This window comes from Nocardioides sp. NPDC054178 (genome assembly GCF_055585005.1).
Map to the genome: position 1 here is coordinate 821,687 of NZ_JBVJKY010000002.1, position 19,739 is coordinate 841,425.

General features: G+C 69.8%; 22 protein-coding genes and 1 tRNA gene. 5 read left to right on the forward strand and 18 right to left on the reverse strand.

The window, feature by feature from the left end; genetic code table 11:
- Positions 1-406: 406 nt before the first annotated feature.
- The 3 genes from ACZ6WN_RS10630 to ACZ6WN_RS10640 all read right to left on the reverse strand — a co-directional run bounded on the left by ACZ6WN_RS10630 (position 407) and on the right by ACZ6WN_RS10640 (position 3,197).
- Positions 407-1,135: a hypothetical protein gene (locus ACZ6WN_RS10630; RefSeq protein WP_465864604.1), complete on the reverse strand. Its 729-nt coding sequence runs from the start codon at positions 1,133-1,135 to the stop codon at positions 407-409.
- Between the two features lie 80 nt (positions 1,136-1,215).
- Positions 1,216-2,295 carry a histidinol-phosphate transaminase gene (hisC, locus tag ACZ6WN_RS10635; protein WP_465864605.1) on the reverse strand — a complete coding sequence of 360 codons (1,080 nt, stop codon included), beginning with the start codon at positions 2,293-2,295 and terminating at the stop codon, positions 1,216-1,218.
- Positions 2,296-2,306: 11 nt separating this feature from the next.
- The gene (locus ACZ6WN_RS10640) at positions 2,307-3,197 is read right to left on the reverse strand and encodes a dimethylarginine dimethylaminohydrolase family protein (RefSeq protein ID WP_465864606.1); all 891 of its coding nucleotides are present in this window, start codon (positions 3,195-3,197) and stop codon (positions 2,307-2,309) included.
- 149 nt (positions 3,198-3,346) lie between these two features.
- Between ACZ6WN_RS10640 and ACZ6WN_RS10645 the strand changes: the two genes are divergently transcribed.
- From ACZ6WN_RS10645 to ACZ6WN_RS10660, 4 genes are all read left to right on the forward strand, one after another.
- The gene (locus ACZ6WN_RS10645; protein WP_465864607.1) at positions 3,347-4,018 is read left to right on the forward strand and encodes a GntR family transcriptional regulator; all 672 of its coding nucleotides are present in this window, start codon (positions 3,347-3,349) and stop codon (positions 4,016-4,018) included.
- A 75-nt stretch (positions 4,019-4,093) separates the two neighbouring features.
- Positions 4,094-4,486, forward strand: coding sequence for a phage holin family protein (locus ACZ6WN_RS10650; RefSeq protein ID WP_465864608.1), 393 nt, complete (start codon positions 4,094-4,096; stop codon positions 4,484-4,486).
- Positions 4,487-4,551: 65 nt separating this feature from the next.
- Positions 4,552-5,043, forward strand: a complete 492-nt coding sequence (locus tag ACZ6WN_RS10655; RefSeq protein WP_465864609.1) for a low molecular weight protein-tyrosine-phosphatase — start codon at positions 4,552-4,554, stop codon at positions 5,041-5,043.
- Complete coding sequence (locus tag ACZ6WN_RS10660; RefSeq protein WP_465864610.1) at positions 5,040-5,897, forward strand: fructosamine kinase family protein; 858 nt, start codon at positions 5,040-5,042, stop codon at positions 5,895-5,897. The genes ACZ6WN_RS10655 and ACZ6WN_RS10660 overlap by 4 nt, the downstream gene beginning before the upstream one ends.
- Positions 5,898-5,940: 43 nt before the next feature.
- On the opposite strand, the gene ACZ6WN_RS10665 is transcribed toward ACZ6WN_RS10660, so the two are convergent.
- The 3 genes from ACZ6WN_RS10665 to ACZ6WN_RS10675 form a co-directional block, all read right to left on the reverse strand.
- A tRNA-Ser gene (locus tag ACZ6WN_RS10665) sits at positions 5,941-6,028 on the reverse strand.
- A gap of 10 nt (positions 6,029-6,038) precedes the next feature.
- On the reverse strand, positions 6,039-6,506 hold the full coding sequence (locus ACZ6WN_RS10670; RefSeq protein WP_465864967.1) for a nucleoside deaminase: 468 nt from the start codon (positions 6,504-6,506) through the stop codon (positions 6,039-6,041).
- Positions 6,507-6,532: 26 nt separating this feature from the next.
- The gene (locus ACZ6WN_RS10675; RefSeq protein WP_465864611.1) at positions 6,533-7,045 is read right to left on the reverse strand and encodes a tRNA adenosine deaminase-associated protein; all 513 of its coding nucleotides are present in this window, start codon (positions 7,043-7,045) and stop codon (positions 6,533-6,535) included.
- Between the two features lie 81 nt (positions 7,046-7,126).
- On the opposite strand from ACZ6WN_RS10675, the gene upp reads away from it, so the two are divergent.
- Complete coding sequence (gene upp, locus ACZ6WN_RS10680) at positions 7,127-7,768, forward strand: uracil phosphoribosyltransferase (protein WP_465864612.1); 642 nt, start codon at positions 7,127-7,129, stop codon at positions 7,766-7,768.
- A 142-nt stretch (positions 7,769-7,910) separates the two neighbouring features.
- On the opposite strand, the gene ACZ6WN_RS10685 is transcribed toward upp, so the two are convergent.
- From ACZ6WN_RS10685 to ACZ6WN_RS10740, 12 genes are all read right to left on the reverse strand, one after another.
- A complete protein-coding gene (locus tag ACZ6WN_RS10685; protein WP_465864613.1) occupies positions 7,911-8,441 on the reverse strand; it encodes a DoxX family protein in 531 nt (176 codons plus the stop codon).
- Positions 8,442-8,525: 84 nt separating this feature from the next.
- Positions 8,526-9,086, reverse strand: a complete 561-nt coding sequence (gene thpR, locus ACZ6WN_RS10690; RefSeq protein WP_465864614.1) for an RNA 2',3'-cyclic phosphodiesterase — start codon at positions 9,084-9,086, stop codon at positions 8,526-8,528.
- Positions 9,087-9,119: 33 nt separating this feature from the next.
- Positions 9,120-9,854: a VIT1/CCC1 transporter family protein gene (locus ACZ6WN_RS10695; RefSeq protein ID WP_465864615.1), complete on the reverse strand. Its 735-nt coding sequence runs from the start codon at positions 9,852-9,854 to the stop codon at positions 9,120-9,122.
- Positions 9,838-10,365, reverse strand: coding sequence for a hypothetical protein (locus ACZ6WN_RS10700; protein ID WP_465864616.1), 528 nt, complete (start codon positions 10,363-10,365; stop codon positions 9,838-9,840). The genes ACZ6WN_RS10695 and ACZ6WN_RS10700 overlap by 17 nt, the downstream gene beginning before the upstream one ends.
- A 26-nt stretch (positions 10,366-10,391) precedes the next feature.
- Positions 10,392-11,630, reverse strand: a complete 1,239-nt coding sequence (locus ACZ6WN_RS10705; protein WP_465864617.1) for an amidohydrolase — start codon at positions 11,628-11,630, stop codon at positions 10,392-10,394.
- Between the two features lie 40 nt (positions 11,631-11,670).
- Entirely contained in the window at positions 11,671-12,849 is a 1,179-nt protein-coding gene (locus ACZ6WN_RS10710; RefSeq protein WP_465864618.1) for a M20 family metallopeptidase, read from the reverse strand.
- The gene (locus tag ACZ6WN_RS10715; protein WP_465864619.1) at positions 12,846-14,054 is read right to left on the reverse strand and encodes an aminotransferase-like domain-containing protein; all 1,209 of its coding nucleotides are present in this window, start codon (positions 14,052-14,054) and stop codon (positions 12,846-12,848) included. Before ACZ6WN_RS10715 ends, ACZ6WN_RS10710 begins: the two co-directional genes overlap by 4 nt.
- 11 nt (positions 14,055-14,065) lie before the next feature.
- Positions 14,066-15,247 carry a M24 family metallopeptidase gene (locus ACZ6WN_RS10720; RefSeq protein ID WP_465864620.1) on the reverse strand — a complete coding sequence of 394 codons (1,182 nt, stop codon included), beginning with the start codon at positions 15,245-15,247 and terminating at the stop codon, positions 14,066-14,068.
- A gap of 169 nt (positions 15,248-15,416) precedes the next feature.
- The gene (locus ACZ6WN_RS10725) at positions 15,417-16,565 is read right to left on the reverse strand and encodes an acyl-CoA dehydrogenase family protein (RefSeq protein ID WP_008354678.1); all 1,149 of its coding nucleotides are present in this window, start codon (positions 16,563-16,565) and stop codon (positions 15,417-15,419) included.
- A 61-nt stretch (positions 16,566-16,626) separates the two neighbouring features.
- Positions 16,627-17,997 carry an MDR family MFS transporter gene (locus tag ACZ6WN_RS10730; protein WP_465864968.1) on the reverse strand — a complete coding sequence of 457 codons (1,371 nt, stop codon included), beginning with the start codon at positions 17,995-17,997 and terminating at the stop codon, positions 16,627-16,629.
- A 118-nt stretch (positions 17,998-18,115) separates the two neighbouring features.
- Entirely contained in the window at positions 18,116-18,832 is a 717-nt protein-coding gene (locus ACZ6WN_RS10735) for a hypothetical protein (protein WP_465864621.1), read from the reverse strand.
- Between the two features lie 31 nt (positions 18,833-18,863).
- Positions 18,864-19,565 (reverse strand): NAD-dependent deacylase, encoded by a 702-nt coding sequence (locus tag ACZ6WN_RS10740; protein WP_465864622.1) that lies wholly within the window; start codon positions 19,563-19,565, stop codon positions 18,864-18,866.
- Positions 19,566-19,739: the final 174 nt, after the last annotated feature.

Here is a 19,739-nt window from a genome sequence, read left to right on the forward strand (position 1 = left end):
GACTAAACGCCACTTGCCCTTTCCGGGGACGCCGCCTATTACCCCATGGGGTGTCGCGAATAGCGGGTGCCCTGATGGCGTTGAGAACCGATATCGCGATGGTTTATCGCCATCGTCAGCGCCGCAAGGCGTCACATAGACCTCACCCGTCACAGCGGCGAGGCCTTTTCCTCGCCTGAGATGGCGATTGGATCCGTTTGCCAATAAATCCGGCCTTCGCCGCGTCTTAAATGCGATCAAAGGAGTTTACGGCACGAAATGCGCCGAAGGAATAGGAATCAATAAGTTCCAGAAAGTTCTTGACTAAATGCTTCAAATCGCTTCAGGATTCATTCGTCACGACTTCAGAGCAAACAAAGGAGATTTCGTGAATTCTCGGACTCGAATCGCCGCTGTCGTCGCTGGGCTAGCGCTCGCCACGGTCGCCGCACCGGTCATGGCCAGCCCTGTCCCGCCTCCTATTCCTGACCCACCGGTCCCGGGCACCCCGGGCACGCCGATCCCGGACGACCCGGGCACCCCCGACGTTCCCGACACCCCGGACGTTCCGGACACCCCGGACGTTCCCGGCACCCCGGACACCCCGGATGTTCCCGGCACGCCCGACACACCGGACGTTCCCGACACGCCGGACGTTCCTGGCACCCCGGACGTTCCTGGCACCCCGGACACTCCGGACGTTCCGGACACTCCGGACGTTCCTGACACGCCCGACGTTCCGGGCACACCCGACGTTCCTGGCACACCCGACGTTCCGGAAACCCCGGACGTTCCCGACGTCCCTGACGTTCCCGACGTTCCCGAGACTCCGGTCCCGGACGTCCCCGAGGGTCCCGGGATCCCTGATCTTCCGGACGGTCCCGCCCCGGACAGCTCTGCGGACACTCCTGCCGCGGACAATCCTGTCCCGGATGTACCGGTCCCGGACGTACCCGTCCCGGATGTCCCGATTCCCGATGTCCCGATCCCGGACGTGCCGATCCCGGATGTCCCGATCCCGGGCCTGCCTGAGATCCCGGGCGTCACGGACAGCCTGCTGGGCATCATCAACAGCCTGCCGGTCGTCGGTCCGATCCTGACCGACCTCCTCAGCACGATCCTCGGGAAGCTTCCGATCCCGCTTCCGTAGAGGCATTCACCGCCACCCAACGAGCAGAGGTCCAGCAGCATCGATGCTGTTGGACCTCTGCTATTTCGGCCGATCAGGGCCGACTCTCACCCCTTCGGGAACGACCCCGCGAGCTCGATGAGACGGGTGTTGGCCTCGGCCTCGCCGATCGAGACGCGTACGCCCTCGGGCGGGTAGGGACGGACCATCAGGCCGACCTCGTCGGCGGCCGCGGCGAACTCGGCACAGCGCTCGGCGGAGCCGAAGGCGAACCAGACGAAGTTGCCCTGGGCGTCGGGGACATCCCAGCCGGCGGCGCGTACGCCCTCGACCACCCGGGTCCGCTCGGTGACCACGTCGTCGACGCGCACCAGCAGCTCGGCCTGCCGCTCGAGCGAGGCGACGCCGGCGGCCTGAGCGACCACGTTGACGCCGAAGGGCAGCGCCATCGCCCGCAGGGTGGCGGCGATCGGCGCGGGTGCGAAGGCGTAGCCGACCCGGAAGCCGGCCAGCCCGTAGGCCTTGGAGAACGTCCTGAGCACGACCACGTTGGGCCGCGCACGATAGGTCGCGACGCCGTCGACGGCGTCGTCCATGCGTACGAACTCGGCGTAGGCCTCGTCGACCACGACCAGCACATGCTCGGGCACCTTCGCGAGGAACGCGTCGAGCTCGGCCTGGGTCACCGAGGTGCCGGTGGGGTTGTTGGGGGTGCAGACGAAGACGACCTTCGTACGCTCCGTCACGGCCGCCGCCATCGCGTCGAGGTCGTGGTGGCCGTCGTCGGTGACCGGCACCTTCACCGCGGTCGCACCGGCCGCGAGCACGGCGATCGGGTAGGCCTCGAAGCTGCGCCAGGCGAAGACGACCTCGTCCTCGGGACCGCAGTAGGCCGAGACCAGCTGGAAGATCAGCGCCACGGCGCCGGTCGAGAGGGCGAGCTCCTCGGCCGGCACCTTGTAGGCCGTCGCGAGCGCCTCGTAGAGCTCGGTGTTGCCCGCGTCGGGGTAACGGTTGACCCGCCCGGCTGCCGCAGCCGCGACCTCCACCACACCGTCCAGCGGCGGGTAGGGGTTCTCGTTGGAGGAGAGCTTGTAGGTCACCAGTCCGGGCCGCTCGACCGGCGGCTTGCCCGCGACGTACGCGGGCATAGCGGCGACACTGGGACGGGGCTGTGGGGTGCTCATATCGTGAGATCCTAGGTCGGGATGACCTCGCCGCCGTAAACCACAGGAACGTCCCTGCCGACCACGATGTCGAGCGGGTTGGTGACGCAGCGGACCGACCCGCCACCGAGGTGGAGCTCGCTCATCTCGACGATCCGGATCGTGAAGCCCCAGTCCTCGAGGATCGGCCGGATGCGGTCCGGGCAGGCCGGCATCACGATGGTGCGGCCGATCACGATCGAGTTGGCGGCGAACGTGCTGAGCGCCTCCTCCTCGGTGATGAAGAGCGGCTCAGGGACCAGGTCGACCAGCGCCTGCGCCGACTCGGGAGCCAGCGCGTCCGGGCAGATGATCGCGCGGCGCTCGTCGAGCGGGCAGAAGGCCAGGTCGAGGTGGTACATCCCCGAGTGGGTCGTCCGTACGCCCAGGACGCGCACGCCCATCTCGGTCGCCAGGGTCTTCAGCGCCATCTCGTCGGTGCGCGGCCCGGTGCCGGCGACCAGGTAACCCGCGAACGGGAAGACGTCACCCGCCTCGAAGGTCGGTCCGACCCCGTCCTTGCCGACGTACGCCGTCCCCCACCCGTTCGCGGCGAACCACTCGACCGCCGAGCGGGTCTCGTTGCGGCGCTCGGGGAAGCGCATGTGGGAGAGGAGCACGTGCCGGCGGCCGTCGGGGATCGTGGCCGCGAAGCCGAGGTTCATCGCGTAGACCATGTCGGGGCTGTCCTCGCGCGGCGCGATGACGTCGACGCGGCCACCGAGCTCCTCGATGGTCGCCTTCAGGGTCTCCCACTGCGCGCGAGCGCGGACCGGATCCGGCTGGATCTCGGTGTCCATGAACGGGTTGATGGCGTAGTCGATGCGGTAGTGCGTCGGCTCGGTCATCAGGTAGTGACGGCCCCAGGTCAGCGATGTGCTCACGCGTACCCCTCTCGGTCTGATTGCTGTGCGGCTGATCCCAGCCAGATCGTCGGATTGCCTGATTGACTGATTGTCAGACAATCCTGTGCCGATAGGTTAGAGCACGAACGGTCATCACCGGAAGCCGACGCAGGTAGGACAATGGGCCCATGTTCGAGTCGCTCACCCTGGACGAACCCGCTTCGACGGTCGACCGCGTCGCCGACGAGCTCCGCCGGGCGGTGTTCGAGGGAGAGCTGGAGTCGGGCACCCCGCTGCGCGAGCACGGGCTCGCCGAGTCGCTGGGCGTCGGCCGCTCCACCGTCCGCGAGGCGCTGACCATCCTGGTCGCCGAGGGCCTGGCGACCCGCGCCCCCAACAAGGGGGTCGCCGTCGCCACCCCCGAGGCCGCCTCGGTCCGCGACGTCTGCGCCGCCCGCTGGGTGCTCGAGGGAGCCGGGGTCCGCAACTGGCGGGGCGCCTCCGAGGAGGCTCGCCGGGCCGTGCACGAGTCGCTCGATGCGTACATCACGGCGGTTCACTCGGACCGCTCGACCTACCGCGAGCTCAACGAGCGCCACCTCGCCTTCCACCTCTCGCTGGTGGCCCTCACCGGGTCACCGCGGCTGGTCGCGATGCAGGAGCACCTGGTCCTCGAGCTCAAGCTCTCGCTCGCCCAGGTCGATCGCATCCGCCGCAACGCCCACGACCAGGCCGAGGACCACGCGGCCCTCGTCCGCCTCCTCGACGCCGACCGCATCCATGACGCCGAGCAGTTCCTGCAGAAGCATCTCTCCGACGCCGCCCACGACATCTGCAAGGCGCTCCGCCTCGAACAGTGACTCGAGGTAACACAGTCGCCACACCTCGCGCGCGCCCCTTATGTACGTCCCGCGGAGCCTGCCACACTCACGAGCATGCGCATCGTGACCTGGCTCATCACCAACGCCATCGCTCTGGCCGTGGCTACCTGGCTCGTCGGCGGGATCTACTTCGACGGCCCGACCAGCGGCATGGAGGAGATCAAGCAGAAGCTGCTCCCGCTGCTGATCGTCGCCCTCGTGCTCGGCCTGGTCTCGTCCTTCGTCAAGCCGATCGTGACCTTCTTCGCGTTCCCGTTCATCCTGCTCACCCTGGGCCTGCTCCTGCTGGTGATCAACGCGGCGATGCTCGGCCTGACCGCGTGGATCCTCGGCCCGACCGGGATCGGTTTCCACGTCGACGGGTTCTGGGCGGCGGTGCTCGGCGGCATCATCATCTCGATCGTCGGCTGGGGCGTCGACCGGGTGTGGCCGGAGAGCGACGGGTGAGCGACGGGTGAGGTCGAGATTCCACATCTGCCACGGGTTCTTGGCCGAAATGTAAAACTCGGGCCATGAAGATCGCGGTCGTCTGCCTGGGCAACATCTGCCGTTCTCCGATGGCGGAGGTGGTGCTGAGGGATCGTCTCGACGCCGCGAAGGGCCTCGGGCTCCGCTTCGGAGACGCCGGTCTCGACGACGTGGAGCTGGTCTCGGCCGGCACCGGCGGCTGGCACGCGGGCGAGAAGATGGACCGCCGGGCGGCTGCGACGCTGCTCGAGGCGGGCTACGACCCCGAGCGCCACCGGGCCCGGCAGTGGCCGGTCGGAGACCCCGACAGCTACGACCTCGTGCTCGCGATGGATGCCGACAATCTGGCCGATCTGGCTGGTCAGGCACCGGAGGCAAGCCTGCGGATGTTCCGTGATTTCGATCCCGAAGGCCCCGGGGACGTGCCCGATCCCTATTACGGTGGTGCTGAGGGATTTCGGGAGGTGCTGGCGATGGTGGAGCGGACGAGTGATGCGATCGTTGCATCCGTGGCCTCGGCGAGGCCCAGTTCGTGACCCGTCAGCCCGCGGTCGCCCGTCGCGCCGAGCAGCTGCTCGGGGCGGCGGTGGTGAGCACATCTCCGGTCGCGGGCGGTGACATCTCGACAGCCACCAAGATCCGGCTCAGTGACGGCTCGCTGGTGCTGATGAAGGCTCTCTCCCCGCCGCGCGACGACTTCGTCGCCGCCGAGGCCCGCGGGCTCCGCTGGCTGGAGGAGTCGGGGGCCGTGAAGGTCCCCGAGGTCCTCGCCGCCGAGCCCGACTGCCTGATCCTGCGCTGGATCGATCCCGGACGGCCCAACGCCGAGAGCGCCGAGGAGCTCGGCCGCGCGCTCGCGCGTCTCCACAGCGCTCCGGTCTCGGGCTTCGGTGCCGACCGGGACGGGTTCATCGGCCGGCTGCCGATGCCCAACAAGCCCGCCGACACCTGGGCCGAGTTCTATGCCGTACGCCGCCTGCTCCCCTACCTCAGGGCCGCCCGCGACCGCGGCGCCATCGACGCCGCCGGCGCCGAGAGCGTCGAGCAGGTCGTCGGGAAGCTGCCCTCGCTGATCCCGGAGGAGCCGCCGGCCCTGCTCCACGGCGACCTCTGGAACGGCAACGTCCTGTGGGACCGGAGCAGCGAGGCCTGGCTCATCGACCCGGCGGCGTACGCCGGTCACCGTGAGGTCGACCTCGCCATGCTCGCGCTCTTCGGCCTGCCCCATCTGGAGCGGATGATGTCCGCCTACGAGGACGCGACGCCCCTTGCCGAGGGCTGGGAGGACCGCCAAGGCCTCCACCAGCTCTTCCCGCTGCTCGTCCACGCGACCATGTTCGGCGGCGGCTACGGCGCCCGCGCCGCCACCGTGGCCGCTCGCTACCTCTGAGGCCGAAAGCAGAAAACCCCTGGTCACCCAGGGGTTTTCTGTGTGGCGGTGACGGTGGGATTTGAACCCACGGTAGGTCTCCCTACACAACATTTCGAGTGTTGCACCATCGGCCGCTCGGACACGTCACCGCCAAATAAGTTACAACCTCGGGTGGTCTTCGCCGAAATCGGGGGCGCCTCGCTGGGATCCGAAGAAGTCCTCCAGCAGCGCGCGCTGCTCCTCGGCCATCAGTCCGGCCACGACCTCGGGCCGGTGGTTGAGCCGACGGTCGCGTACGACGTCCCACAGCGAGCCCACCGCACCGGCCTTGTCGTCGAAGGCGCCGAAGACGATCCGCTCCACTCGGGCCAGGACCGCGGCGCCTGCGCACATCGTGCACGGCTCCAGCGTCACCACGAGCGTGCAGCCCTCCAGGCGCCACTCACCGCGCGCCTTGGCGGCCTCACGCAGCGCGACCACCTCGGCATGCCCGGTCGGGTCGGCCTCGGCCTCCCGTACGTTGCGGCCCCTCCCGATCACCGCGCCGGACGGGTCGACGACGACCGCGCCGATCGGCACGTCACCGGTCGCCAGGGCAGCACGACCCTCCTCGAGAGCGGCCCGCATCGGGGCCTCCCAGCGATCGGCTGGGGTCACGCCGGCATGAGGCCGACGGCGTCGTCGAAGGCCTCGCCGCAGCCGATCGCCCGGGCGATCTCGGAGAGCGTCTCGTCGGGGTAGAGGTCGTCCTCGAACATGTCGTCGAGCAGCATGCCCATCTCGACCGCGCTCATCCCGAAGTCGGCCAGGATGCCGAGGTCGCCGGCGGGATCGGGCTCCTCCTCGTCCTCGACCTCCTCCGGCAGCGGCAGCCCGAGCACGTCGAGGGCCGACGCCGCCAGCTCCCACTCGTCGGCCGCGGTCACGTCGGAGAGCAGCACCTTGGTCGCCGCCCCGAAGACCCGGACGATGACGAAGAAGTCCTCGTCGATCGCCGCCATCGCGATCGCACCGCCATCACCCGGGAAGCGGTGGAGCGCGTGCGTCAGAGTCTCGACATCGGTCAGCAGGTCGTGAGCGAGTTCGCGCACGACCCAGGCGCCGTCCTCGCGATACATCGCGACGGCGAAGTCAACACCCTCGATCTGCTCCAGCTGATCAGACACACGACCAGAGTGACACCGAAACCGCCTCTGGTCTAGGGGGAATTGATGACCTGAGACTGAACCGATCGTAGGGTTCAGCCCATGGAGACCCTCGTTGTGGACCACCCGCTCGTCGCCCACAAGCTCACCACCCTGCGCAACAAAGACACCGACTCGTCGACCTTCCGTCGTCTCGCCGACGAGCTCGTCACGCTGCTCGCCTACGAGGCGACCCGCGGCGTGAGGGTCGCCCCGGTCGACATCGTCACTCCGGTCGCGCCGACCCAGGGCGTACGCCTCACCGACCCGCAGCCGCTGATCGTCCCCATCCTCCGGGCCGGTCTCGGGATGCTCGACGGGATGATCCGGCTGCTGCCCACCGCGGAGGTCGGCTTCCTCGGCATGGTCCGCAACGAGGAGACCCTGGAGGCGACGACCTACGCCGAGCGTCTCCCCGCCGACCTCTCCGGCCGCCAGTGCTACGTGGTCGACCCGATGCTCGCCACCGGCGGCACCCTCGCCGCGGCGATCGACTTCCTGGTCAAGCGCGGCGCCGACGACATCACCGCCGTCGTGCTCCTCGCCGCACCGGAGGGCGTCGCCGCCCTGGAGAAGGAGCTCGAGGGCATCGACGCCCCGGTCCGGGTCGTCACCGCGGCGATGGACGAGAAGCTCAACGAGAAGGGCTACATCGTCCCCGGCCTCGGTGACGCCGGCGACCGGCTCTACGGCGTCGCCGGCTGACGCGCCGCTGGCCGGCAACCCGCTGTTCGCGGGGCTCGGCCGCGTGTAACACGTCGTTCGTAGGACTATCCGGTCGTTCTAATAGGGCGAGTAGTCCTACGAACGACGTGTTACACGAGCGGCGGCCCCAGCCAGCGGTGGCTCAGGACTTGATGGTCACCTTCTCCTCGACGTACGGCTCGGCCTCGGCCGTCTCGGCCTCGGCTGCCTCGGCGCGGGCCTTGCGCTTGGCGGCGCGGGCCTTGAAGGGCCAGGTGAGGAACTGGTCGAGGGTGAGCCGGCCGGGGGCGACCAGACCGAGCACGAGGGCGGCGGCACCGAGCGCGGCGGGGAGCTCCCAGCCGCCCTGGTCGACGAAGACCTCGGTGGTGCGGTGGGCGTACCAGATCGCGCCGGCCATCTGAGCGGCCAGCAGCACCCCGGCGATCGGGGCGAAGAGGCCGAGGGCCAGCAGGGCGCCGCCGACGAGCTCGACGTAGGTCGCGACCTGGGCCGCGATCGCGGGCTCCGGCACTCCCAGCCCGCCCAGGAACTGCTCGGTGCCGGCGAAGCCCTGGTCGTACTTCTGCCAGCCGTGCGCGACGAAGATCCCGCCGACCACCACGCGGGCGGCAAGCAGTACGACGTCGTTGAAAAGTCCGGTGTAGGCGTTGCGCCCCACTCGACGACTCATGTCCGGTTCTCCTCTGGTCAGGTCAGAAACTGGCCGCACACGGTAGCGATGCGGGGCTCCGACCGGTACCGCCCGGGGCTTCTCTCACCCGAAGGGGAACTCTGCTATGACCTCGTGGACCGGATGCCTCCTCGGCCCCTCGCCGAGCCGTGAGTGCACCAGCACGAACGACGAGACGGTCCAGGTCGGGCCACGGTAGGCATCGAGCAGGCGCACCCAGTTGCTGAGCTCGACCGGCGTGCCGGTGCGAGCAATTGTCAGGTGGGGCCGGAACCGTCCGCCGTCGACCTCGACCCCGGCCTTGACCAGCGCGTTCCTGGTCCCGGCGGCGACCCGGTCGAGCTCCTCGGCGGCGTCGGTCTCGACACCGGCGTAGAGGACCTTGCCCTCGGCCACGTGGGGGAAGGCGCCGCCGCCGGTGACGGTCAGGTCGAAGGGCGTACGCCGCCCCGCGGCCGTCTCCAGCCGCTCGATCGCATCATCGAGGGACCTGTCGGGGACGTGCTCGGCGAAGGCGAGCGTCAGATGGAGCTGGTCGGGCGCCGACCAGCGAAAGGCGGCCGCGTCGCGGCGTACGGACAGGAACTCGTCGAGATCATCGATCACCGACTCCGGCGGGATCACCGCCACGAACATTCGATTCATCGCTGTCCATTGTGCCCGGCGGTGGGGGCCGGGTCACCCGAGTTGTGTGCCGAGGAGGTCGCCGACGACGTAGGTCACCAGCATCGCGAGCAGGCCGCCGGCGACGTTGCGCAGCGCCGCCCGGACGGGTGGCGCGTAGCCGAGGCGCGCGCTGGTCCAGCCGGTGACCGCGAGCGCGACGGTGACCGTGAGGATCGTCGCCCAGATGCGGGCGCTGTCGGGGAGGAGCGTGATAGCGAGGAGCGGCAGCAGCGCCCCGAGCGTGAACGAGATCATCGACGCCCCGGCCGCCGCCCAGGGCGAGGTGAGGTCGTCGACGTCGATCCCGAGCTCCAGGGCCGCATGGGCGCGCAGCGCGTCCCGCTCGGTGAGCTGGCGGGCGACGTCGACCGCGGTGTCGGACTCGAGACCGCGGTCACGCAGGAAGCCCTCGAGCTCACGGAGCTCCTCCTCGGGCATCTCCCGCAGCTCGCGGCGCTCCTTGGCGATCAGCGACTCCTCGGTGTCGCGCTGGGTCGAGACGGAGACGTACTCCCCCGCCGCCATGCTGATCGCGCCGGCCACCAGGGCCGCGACGCCGGCGATGAGGATCGTGCTGTCATCGGTGGTCGCGCCCGCGACACCCATCACCACACCGGCGGTGGAGACGATGCCGTCGTTGGCTCCGAGCACGCCCGCGCGCAGCCAGTTGAGCCGGTTGTTCAGGCCCTCGGCCCGCTCCTCGGCGTCGCCGTGCCCCGCGTGGGCACCCTCACTGTGGAGCGTCACTGCTCGCCTCGCCGGGGACGGGCTCCTGCGGGTTCTCGCAGAAACGGACCGGGCCGCTCTTGCCGCCGTGATACTCGTAGGTCTTCCCCGCGGCCTCGAGAACCACGCGGACGCCGTCGGTCAGGACCATCGTGTACATCTTCCCGGGCTCGGGGCAGCCGAGGCTGCCGTCGCGCCAGGTCACCTGGTCGTGGGAGACCACGGTGATCTCCTCGCTCTTCACCCCCTGACGCTTGGCCAGGTCGGCGATCGCGGCTGCGACCTTCGGGTCCTCGGCGGGCGTCGGACTGGACGATGTGGGCACATCAGACACGTTAGCGCCTGGGTCGGTCGCCTCGGAGCCACATCCGGCCAACGTCGGTGCCAGAGTCAGCGCCAGAACGGGAAACAGGTACGCCGCGCGGCGGATCCTGCGCCTGTCGGCGGCGGTGCCGATGGTGGTGCTGTCGTCGGTGGGGGTCATGACCTTGGGTACGTCCACGGTCCGAGGTTCGTTGCGTCCGAGACTCATGCGCGGCACTCTCACACACCGCATCGTCAGATCCCGAACCGCGCGACCCGCTCGCGCGTTCTCCCGCCGCCGCGCCCCCCATCGGCCTCGCCGTCCCAGGCGTAGACCTCGGTCCCGGTGATGAAGACGCGCTCCGCGCGCTGGTCGGTGTCGAGGGGGTCGCCGGACCAGATGACCACGTCGCCGTCGAGGCCCGGCGCGATCGCGCCGACCCGGTCGTCGAGGCCGAGGAAGCTCGCCGGGTTCGTGGTGATCGCGGCCAGCGCGGTCTCGCGCGGCAGGCCGTCGCGTACGGCGAAGGAGGCCTGGTGGACCAGGAAGTTGATCGGGATGACCGGGTGGTCGGTGGTGATCGCCACCCGGACGCCGGCAGCGGCCATGGCGGCGATGTTGCGGTTGGCGCGGTTGCGCACCTCGACCTTCGAGCGGGACACGAACATCGGGCCGTAGATGACCGGGATGTCCTTCTCCGCGAGCACGTCGGCGAGCAGGTGACCTTCGGTGCCGTGGTTGATCACGAGGCGGTAGCCGAACTCCTCGCTCAGCCGGATGGCGGTGGCGATGTCGTCGGCGCGGTGGGTGTGCTGGTCCCAGGCGAGCTCGCCGGCGAGCACACGGGCCAGGGTCTCCTTGCCGAGATCCCGGTCGAAGGGCTCGCCCTTCTCCTCGGCGGCGGCCGCTCGGGCGGCGTAGTTCTGGGCCTCGACGAAGGCCCTCCGGATGATGTTCGCGACGCCGAGACGGGTCGACGGGGTCTTCTTCTGCTCGCCGTAGACGCGCTTGGGGTTCTCGCCGAGGGCGCTCTTGACCGAGACCGCGTCGGAGACGACCTGCTCGTCGATCGTCCGCCCGCCCCAGGTCTTGATCGCGACCGTCTGGCCGCCGATCGGGTTGCCCGATCCGGGCTTGATCACTGCCGTGGTCACCCCGCCGGCGAGGGCGTCGCGGAAGCCCTCGTCCTCGATGTTGATCGCGTCGATCGCCCGCAGGCCCGCGCCGTCGGGGTCGGTCATCTCGTTGGTGTCGTCACCGGCCCAGCCCTCGCCCTCCTCGTGGGTGCCGATGTGGCCGTGGCCCTCGACGAACCCCGGGAGCAGCCACCGCCCCTCCGCGTCGATGGTGTCGATGCCCTCGGGAACGGCGACGTCTGTACCGACCGCCGTGATCACCCCGTCCTCGATCACGACCGTGCCGTTCTCGATCGGCTCGCCCGAGACCGGGACGACGTACGCATGGGTGATGGCGACGGAGGAACGCTGAGTCATGGCGGTCATCATGCCGGGCTCGGCCCGCCTGTCGATGTCTTTACCGTGAGCGCGGCGCCGTCCGTCGACCGTGGTGCTGGAAGAGAGCCGCATAGACGCGTGCGGCGGTGGTCAGCTCGGTGATCTCGACGCTCTCGTCGGGCCGATGGGCCTGCTCGGCGACGGAGCCGGGACCGAGCACGACGACCGGGATACCCTCGCTCGCGACGAAGCCGCCGTCGCAGGCTGCTGTCCAGCCAGTGGGCTCGGCGGGCGGCGCTCCGGCCGCGGTCAGCGCTGCGGCGACCTCGTGGACGATCGAGTCCTCGACCGGAGTCTCGAAGCCGGGCATGTCCATCGTCATCCGGACGTCGAGGGTGAGGCCGCGGGCAGCGAGGCCGAGGGCCGCCAGGCCGCTCTCGACCTCCTTCCGTACGTCCCCCGCGCGCTCATCCGGGAGCAGGCGGCGGTCGGCGGTGATCCGGCAGTGTGCGGCGACCGTGGAGGTCGCCTGGCCACCCTCGACGGTGCCGACGCTCCAGGTGGCCGGACCGCACAGCGGGTGCGGGCTCGCCGCCAGCTCGTCGTGCCAGCGCTCGATCTCGGCGATCACCTGGGCCATGCCGTGGATCGCGTTGCGGCCGTCGGACGGGTTCCCGGAGTGGGCGGCCAGGCCGGTGAGGGTGATCTCCAGATAGGCGTCGCCACGGGCCGCGATCACGGGCTGGAGACTGGTCGGCTCGACGACCACGCAGGCCGTGTGGCTATTTGTCGATAAATCGCGGCGGACGAAGCGGCGGATGCCGAGGCCGAGCTCCTCCTCGTCGACGAGGACGGCGAGGGTGATCGGGGGCCGGGTGGCGATGTTGTCGACTGTCGACAATGCGACGGTCGCCGCCGCCAGGCCGCCCTTGGTGTCGGCGCTGCCGCGTCCGTGCAGCCGCCCGTCGCGTACGTCACCGGAGAAGGGGTCGCCGCTCCAGCCGTCGCCGGGTGGGACCACGTCGGAGTGGCTCACGACCAGGAGGCCCGGCCCGGCGCCGCTCCCGACCCGCGCGATCAGGTTGGCGCGGCCGGGCGCGACCTCGTCGAGGGTCACCTCGAGGCCGCGCCGACGGCACTCCTCGGCGAGCACCGCGACCGTCGCGGCCTCCTCCCCCGGCGGGTTCTGACCCCGGGCGCGCACCAGCCGCTGGGCGAGCGCGACCACCTCCTCGGGGTCGATCGAGGCGGTCGTCAACGCGCCTCCTGGAGGAGGCGATCGACTGCCCGCCGGAGCCGGGCGATGCCCTCGGCGATCCGGGCGGGCGGGGTGGAGGCGAAGCAGAGGCGCATCGAGTGCGGGAAGAGGCCTCCGGGTGAGAACGCGTTGCCCGGGATCAGCGCGACCCCCTCGGCGAGCGCGACCTCGAAGAGCGCGGCGGTGTCGACCGGCGGGTCGAAGGTGACCCAGAGGAAGAAGCCGCCGTCGGGGTCTGTCCACGTCGCGCGGCCCTCGAAGTGCTCGGTCAGCGCCGTGCGCATCGCCTGCTTGCGCACCTTGTAGACAATCCGCTGAACTGCCACGTGGGCGTCGAACCCGCCCGAGTCGAGGAACCCGGCGAGCTGCCGCTGCGCCGGCAGGTTGGTGCACGTGTCCATCGCCTGCTTGGCGTTGATCAGGAGCTGCCCCAGCGACGGGTCGGCGTCGACCCAACCGACCCGCAGCCCGGGCGCGACGGTCTTGGAGAAGGTGCGCACCGAGAAGACCAGCGGGTCTCCCTCGGCGAGCTCGTGCAGCGTCGGCAGCGGGTCGCCGGAGAACCGCAGCAGACCGTAGGGGTCGTCGTCGATGAGGATCGAGCCCCACTGGCGGGCGAGCTCGACGAGCCGGATCCGGCGCTCCAGCGACAGGGTCGCCCCGGACGGGTTCTGGAAGGTGGGGATGGCGTAGATCGACGTGGGGCGGCGGCCGGTGCGGCGTACCTCTGCCTCCAGCCTGTCCACGTCGAGGCCCTCCTCGTCGACGGGGATCTCGAGGAGCTCTGCGGAGTAGGAGAGCGCGGTCGCGCTGCCGTTGGTGTAGGTCGGTGCCTCGACGACGACCAGGTCGCCGGGATCGGTGAAGAGCTTGTGGACGAGGTCGAGGCCCTGCATCCCGCCGGAGGTGATGGTCAGCCGGGCGGCGGTGGTCTCGTCGCTGGTGCCGGCCAGCTGGGCCAGCAGCGCCTCGCGGAGCACCGGGTCGCCCTCGGTGGCGGCGTAGTCGAAGGCGTGCGGCTCGAGCGGCACCTCGGCCAGCGCAGCGGCCGGGATCGAGTCCTGGGCCGGGCTGCCCATCGCGAGGCGGACGATGTCGTGGGTCTGCCCGGCCAGCAGCGACGTACTGGAGTCGATCACCGAACCGACCAGGTGCTCGCTGCGTGCTGCCAGGGGCAGCCGGGCGTCCGCGCGGATTGTAGACAAGATGACGCTCCTCAATCGTTGATGACCAGCTGACGCGGCATCGAGGTCAGCGGCTCGGGCAGGTGCTCGGTGACCAGGACCGACTCGGAGAGCTCGTAGGCCCAGCCGTCCATCCACATCCCGAGGATCACGTGGAAGGCCATCCCGGGCTCGAGCACCGTCTCCTCACCGGCCCGGAGGCTCACCGTCCGCTCACCCCAGTCGGGCGGGAAGCCGACCCCGATGGAGTAGCCGATGCGGGACTCCTTGCTGAGCCCGTGGGCAGCGATCACTTGTGTGAAGGCGGCATGGACGTCGGCACCGGCCGCCCCCGGCTTCATCGAGCCGAGGGCCGCCTCCATGCCCTCGGCGGTCGCGGCGGCGCAGTCGAGGAGCTTGGCCGAGGGCGGGCCGAGGCAGACGGTGCGGGCGAGCGGGGCGTGGTAGCGGTTGCGTACGCCGGCGAGCTCGATCGTCGTCGCCTCACCGCGCCGCAGCACCCTGTCGGTCCAGGTCAGATGGGGTGTGTCGGCGCTGTCGCCGGTCGGCAGCAGCGGCACCAGCGCCGGGTAGTCGCCGCCGACCCCGCCGACGCTGACCGTCTGGGCCGCCTGGATGTCGGCGACGACGTCGCACTCCCGCCGTCCCGATCCCACCCCGGCGAGGGCCGCGGTCATCGACCGTTGGGCGACCTCGCCCGCGGCCCGCAGCTCGTCCTGCTCGGCCGGCGACTTCACCAGGCGCACCCAGTTGACGAGCTCCTCGCTGTCGACGATCCGCGTGTGCGGGAGAGCCCGCTGCACGGCCAGGAAGCCGCGCACCGGCAGATAGTGGGCGTCTAGCTCCATCGCGACGACCGCGTCGGGACTGTCGACAAATAGATTTAGCTCCCGCGCCGTCGCGGCGATGTGGTCGTAGGGATGGGCGTCGGGCCGGTGGACCAGCTCCTCCGGGTAGGCGTGGATCCGCTCGGCGGGCAGCACCGCCGTGTGCGTCGCGCCGCGCGCGTCCATCGCCCGCAGGAACAGGTGCGGCTCGCCGCGAGCGGGCACCACCGCACACTGCGGCACGTAGAACGACCAGGCGTTGTAGCCGGTCAGGTAGTAGAGGTTCGCCGGGTCCGCGACCACCAGTGCCGACCAGCCCCGCTCCGCCATCCGCTGCTGCACCTTCCCCAGCCGCTCCGCGAACTCCTCGGGGCCGAAGACGCTCACCACACCAACACCGTTCCCGCCACCCGATCATCGTGACTGAGTCCGCTGATTGTTGACAATAGACAACGCCAGATTTCAACGGGCCGTCGCAGCGCTGAAACACCCCGAAATACGCCAGCGGGCGCCCACCCGGAGGTGGACGCCCGCCCTGGACGTACGAAGCGAGAACTCAGAAGCCGAGGTCGCGGCCGATGAGCTCCTTCATGATCTCGTTGGAACCGGCCCAGATCTTGGTGACGCGAGCGTCGCGCCAGGCGCGAGCGACGCGGTACTCGTTCATGAAGCCGTAGCCGCCGTGGATCTGGACGCAGTGGTCGAGCACCTCGGACTGCGCCTGCGAGGACCACCACTTCGCCTTGGACGCCTCGACCGGGGTGAGCTCACCGCGGGCGTGGGCGGCGACGCACTTGTCGACGTACGCCTCGGCGACCTCGATCTGGGTGACCAGCTCGGCGAGCAGGAACTTGTTGTGCTGGAAGGCACCGATGGACTGACCGAAGGCCTTGCGGTCCTTGGCGTACTGCACCGTCTCTAGCAGGATCTGCTTGGCCTGCGCGATGTTGGCGACCGCGCACGAGACGCGCTCCTGCGGGAGCTCCTCCATCATGTGGATGAAGCCGCGGTTGAGCTCGCCGATGATCTCGGCGTCGGTGACGCGGACGTTCTCGAAGAAGAGCTCGGCCGTGTCGGACTCCTCCATGCCGACCTTGTCGAGCTTGCGGCCGCGGGAGAAGCCCTCCTTGGTCGCCTCGATCGCGAAGAGGGTGATGCCCTTGGCGCCCTTCTCCGGGTCGGTGCGGACCGCGGTGATGACCAGGTCGCAGGAGTAGCCGTTGGTGATGAACGTCTTGGAGCCGTTGATGACCCACTCGTCGCCGTCGCGGACCGCGGTCGTCTTGAGCGCGGCCAGGTCGGAGCCGCCGGACGGCTCGGTCATGCCGATGGCGAGCAGGATCTCACCGGAGGCCACGCCCGGGAGCCAGCGCTGCTTCTGCTCCTCGGTGCCGAGGCGGACCAGGTAGGGCGCGGTGATGTCGGAGTGGATGCCGACGCAGGTCGGGTAGGCCGCGCCGATCTTGGCGAGCTCCTCGGCGAGGACCGCGTTGAAGCGGAAGTCGTCGGCGCCGGCGCCGCCGTACTCCTCCGGGATCGCGAGACCGAGGAAGCCGTTCTCGCCAGCCTCCAGCCAGAACTCGCGGGGCAGCGCCTTGTCGGCGATGTGCTTGTCGGTGTGGGGCTTGACCGAACGCTCCAGCCACTGCTGGACGGAGGCTCGGAAGTCCTCGTGGTCTTCCTCATAGTGGTCGCGCTTCAGCATGCATCGGAGTCTACGACGCAGTGGTTACTCAGTGGTAACCCTTCCAGGATGCAATCTGAGATCAGTCCTGCCGGATCCGGACCGGCGTACGCCAGGCCACCACCAGCAGGGGAAGCGAGACGACCAGCCCGACGACGAAGACGACGTGCAGCGCCGGCGCGAGGACATCGGCCGGCAGGGCTTCGAGAGGCGGCACCTCTCCCCCGGCGTACTCGCGCCGGACCAGGCCGTTGGCGACCGCACCGAAGAGCGCGACGCCCAGCGCCGAGCCGACCGAGCGGGCGAACATGTTGGACCCGGTCGCCACCCCGCGCACCTCCCAGTCGACCGCCGACCCGGCGGCGACGACCCCCGGGTTGACCGACCAGCCGAACCCGAGGCCGAGCACGAAGCACGGGATCGCCAGGTGCCAGATCGACGAGCTCTCACCGACCGTGATCAGCACGAGTCCGCCGACGATGACCAGCAGCGCACCGAGCCCGACGGCGGTCCGGAACCCTCGGGACAGGTAGATCCGGCCGGCCGTGGCGGCGGCGATCGGCCAGCCGATGCTCATCCCGGCGAGCGCGAACCCGGCCACCAGCGCCGAGTGGCCCAGCACGCTCTGGGCATAGAGCGGGACGTACGTCGTCAGCCCGAGCATCACCACACCGACGATCAGGCTGGCGGCGTTGGCCGGCGCGAGGACGCGGTGCCCGAGGACCCAGGGCGGCAGCACCGGGTCGGCGGCGCGCCGCTCCACGAACGCGAAGGCGACCAGCGCCCCGAGCCCGAGAGCGAAGATCGCCAACGAGACCGGCGAGGCCCACGCCCAGGCGTGCCCGCCCTCGAGCAGCCCGAGCAGCAGCGCGATCCCGCCGACGGTCAGCAGTCCCGCACCGGCCCAGTCGATGGCCTGAGCATCGGCGGCCGGCCGGCGGTCCTCGTGGAAGTGCCGTAGCAGCCACAGCGCGACCGCCCCGAGCGGCAGGTTGATCAGGAAGATCAGCCGCCAGTCGAGGTAGTCGGCGAAGACCCCGCCGAGCGTCGGACCGACGATGGCGGCGGTGGCCCAGACCGAGGCGACGTACGAGGTCGCGACCGCCCGCTCCTCCAGCGTGTAGATGTCGGAGACGATCGTCATCGCCATCGGCTGGATCGCCCCGGCGCCGATCCCCTGGATCGCCCGGAAGACGATCAGCGCGGTCAGCGACCACGCCAGCCCGCACAGCAGCGACCCGACCAGGAACGCGACGACCCCGGCGATCATCACCGGCTTGCGGCCGAGCCGGTCGGCGACCTTGGCGTAGAGCGGCGTGGTCACCGCGGTGGCCAGCACGTAGATCGAGAAGAGCCACGGGAACTGCTCGAAACCGCCGAGGTCCTTCACGACGCTCGGCACCGCGGTGGCCAGGATCGTCATGTCGATCGCGACCAGGCTCAGCGACACCATCACCGCGAGCAGGATCGGCCCGCGTTCGCTACGAAGTCCTATGGAGCTGCGCGTGGGTCTGGTCGAGGTAGGCACATTACTTAGCAATCCTCACGACCACCCATTCATTCCTAGGGAGTCATTCCTCCAGCTCGGCGAGGTCGAAGACCTCGTCGGCGGGTGGCTCCTCGACCTGGAACTCCTTGTCGAAGTCGGAGAAGGTGAGCTCGCCGGAGCTGCCCTGGGTCCACTTCACGATCCGGTGCGGCTCCGAGGCCAGGACGTACGTCCGGCTCTCGGTCTCGCCGTGGGTGACGTCGAGACGGACGGCGGGGCCGTCGGCGGCCATCGCCGGGCCGATCGCCTGGGCCTCGGCCTCGGGCGGGACCATCTGGGCGGTGAGGCTGTCGATGCTGCAGAAGGCACGCAGGCTGGCCAGCTCGCCCTCGAGCTCGACCCACTTCTTTCCGACCCGTTCGGCGATGCGCTCGCCCTCGCCCTTGGCCGGCGCGATGGACTTCCAGAACTCCTCGTCGCCCTGGTACCAGGCCGAGCCGTCGATGGAGCGCAGCGAGATCTCGCCGTCGCCGATGCTGACCTTGCCGACGCAGGCGTCGTCGGCCGAGACGTCGAGGTCGACGGTGATCTTGGTGCCCTGCGAGTCGAGCACGTCACCCTCGACGTGCACGGTCTTGATGTCGTGCATCGCGGTGCGGGCGTCCTCGGCGATCTGGTTGCCGGGCTCCTTGGCGTACTCGCGTGCCTGGGACAGTGTTCCCTCCGTGTCGCCACAGCCGGCGAGAGCGCTGGTCAGCGCGACGATGAGGGCGGTCGTGAGCACGGCTTGGCGAAACACGCGGCCTATCGTGACAGAATTTACGAAGGGGTCAACGCGCGAGGGTCTGTACGTCGGCAACCCACTCGGGCACCAGCTTGCCGGCCGGCCCCTGACGGGCGTCGTCGAAGAGGTGGGAGGTCTCGGACGAGTCCAGGTTGAGCTCGAGCGTCTTGGCCCCGGCACGGGCTGCCATGCGTACGAAACCGGCGGCCGGGTAGACCGCGCCGCTGGTGCCGATCGCGACGAAGAGGTCGGCCTGGGCGAGCGCCCGCTCGATCAGGTCGAGGTCGTAGGGCATCTCGCCGAACCACACGACGTCGGGCCTCAGCGTGTCGTTGCCGCAGCCCGGGCAGGCCGGGGCGTCGGCGAGGTCGTCGTCCCAGGCGAACCGGCCCTGGCAGGAGTCGCAGAGGGCCGAGAGCAGCTCGCCGTGCATGTGCACCACCCGGCGGGAGCCGGCGCGTTCATGCAGGTCGTCGACGTTCTGCGTGACCACCAGCAGCTCGTCGCCGAGGACCTGCTCGAGCCTGGCGAGCGCGATATGGGCCGGGTTGGGCACCACCGCGCGCAGCTCCCGGCGGCGGTCGTCGTAGAACCGATGGACCGTCGCGGGATCGCGATGGAACGCCTCGGGCGTCGCCACGGTGTCGACGTGGTGACCCTGCCAGAGCCCATCGGCGTCGCGGAACGTCGCGAGACCGCTCTCGGCGGAGATCCCGGCTCCGGTGAGCACGACAACTTTCACAAGCATTCAGGCTAGCGAGGTTGACGAAACATCCGCTGCCCCCGGACGGCGGTTTTGGCACGCGATCGGCATTTTGTGATCGAACCGACGCCGTCCCGACGCCGCCACCCAAGGGTATGGACTTTTACTGTAAAGGACCCTTACTGTAATTCGGGTTCCTACAGTTCCCCACTCGGGAGG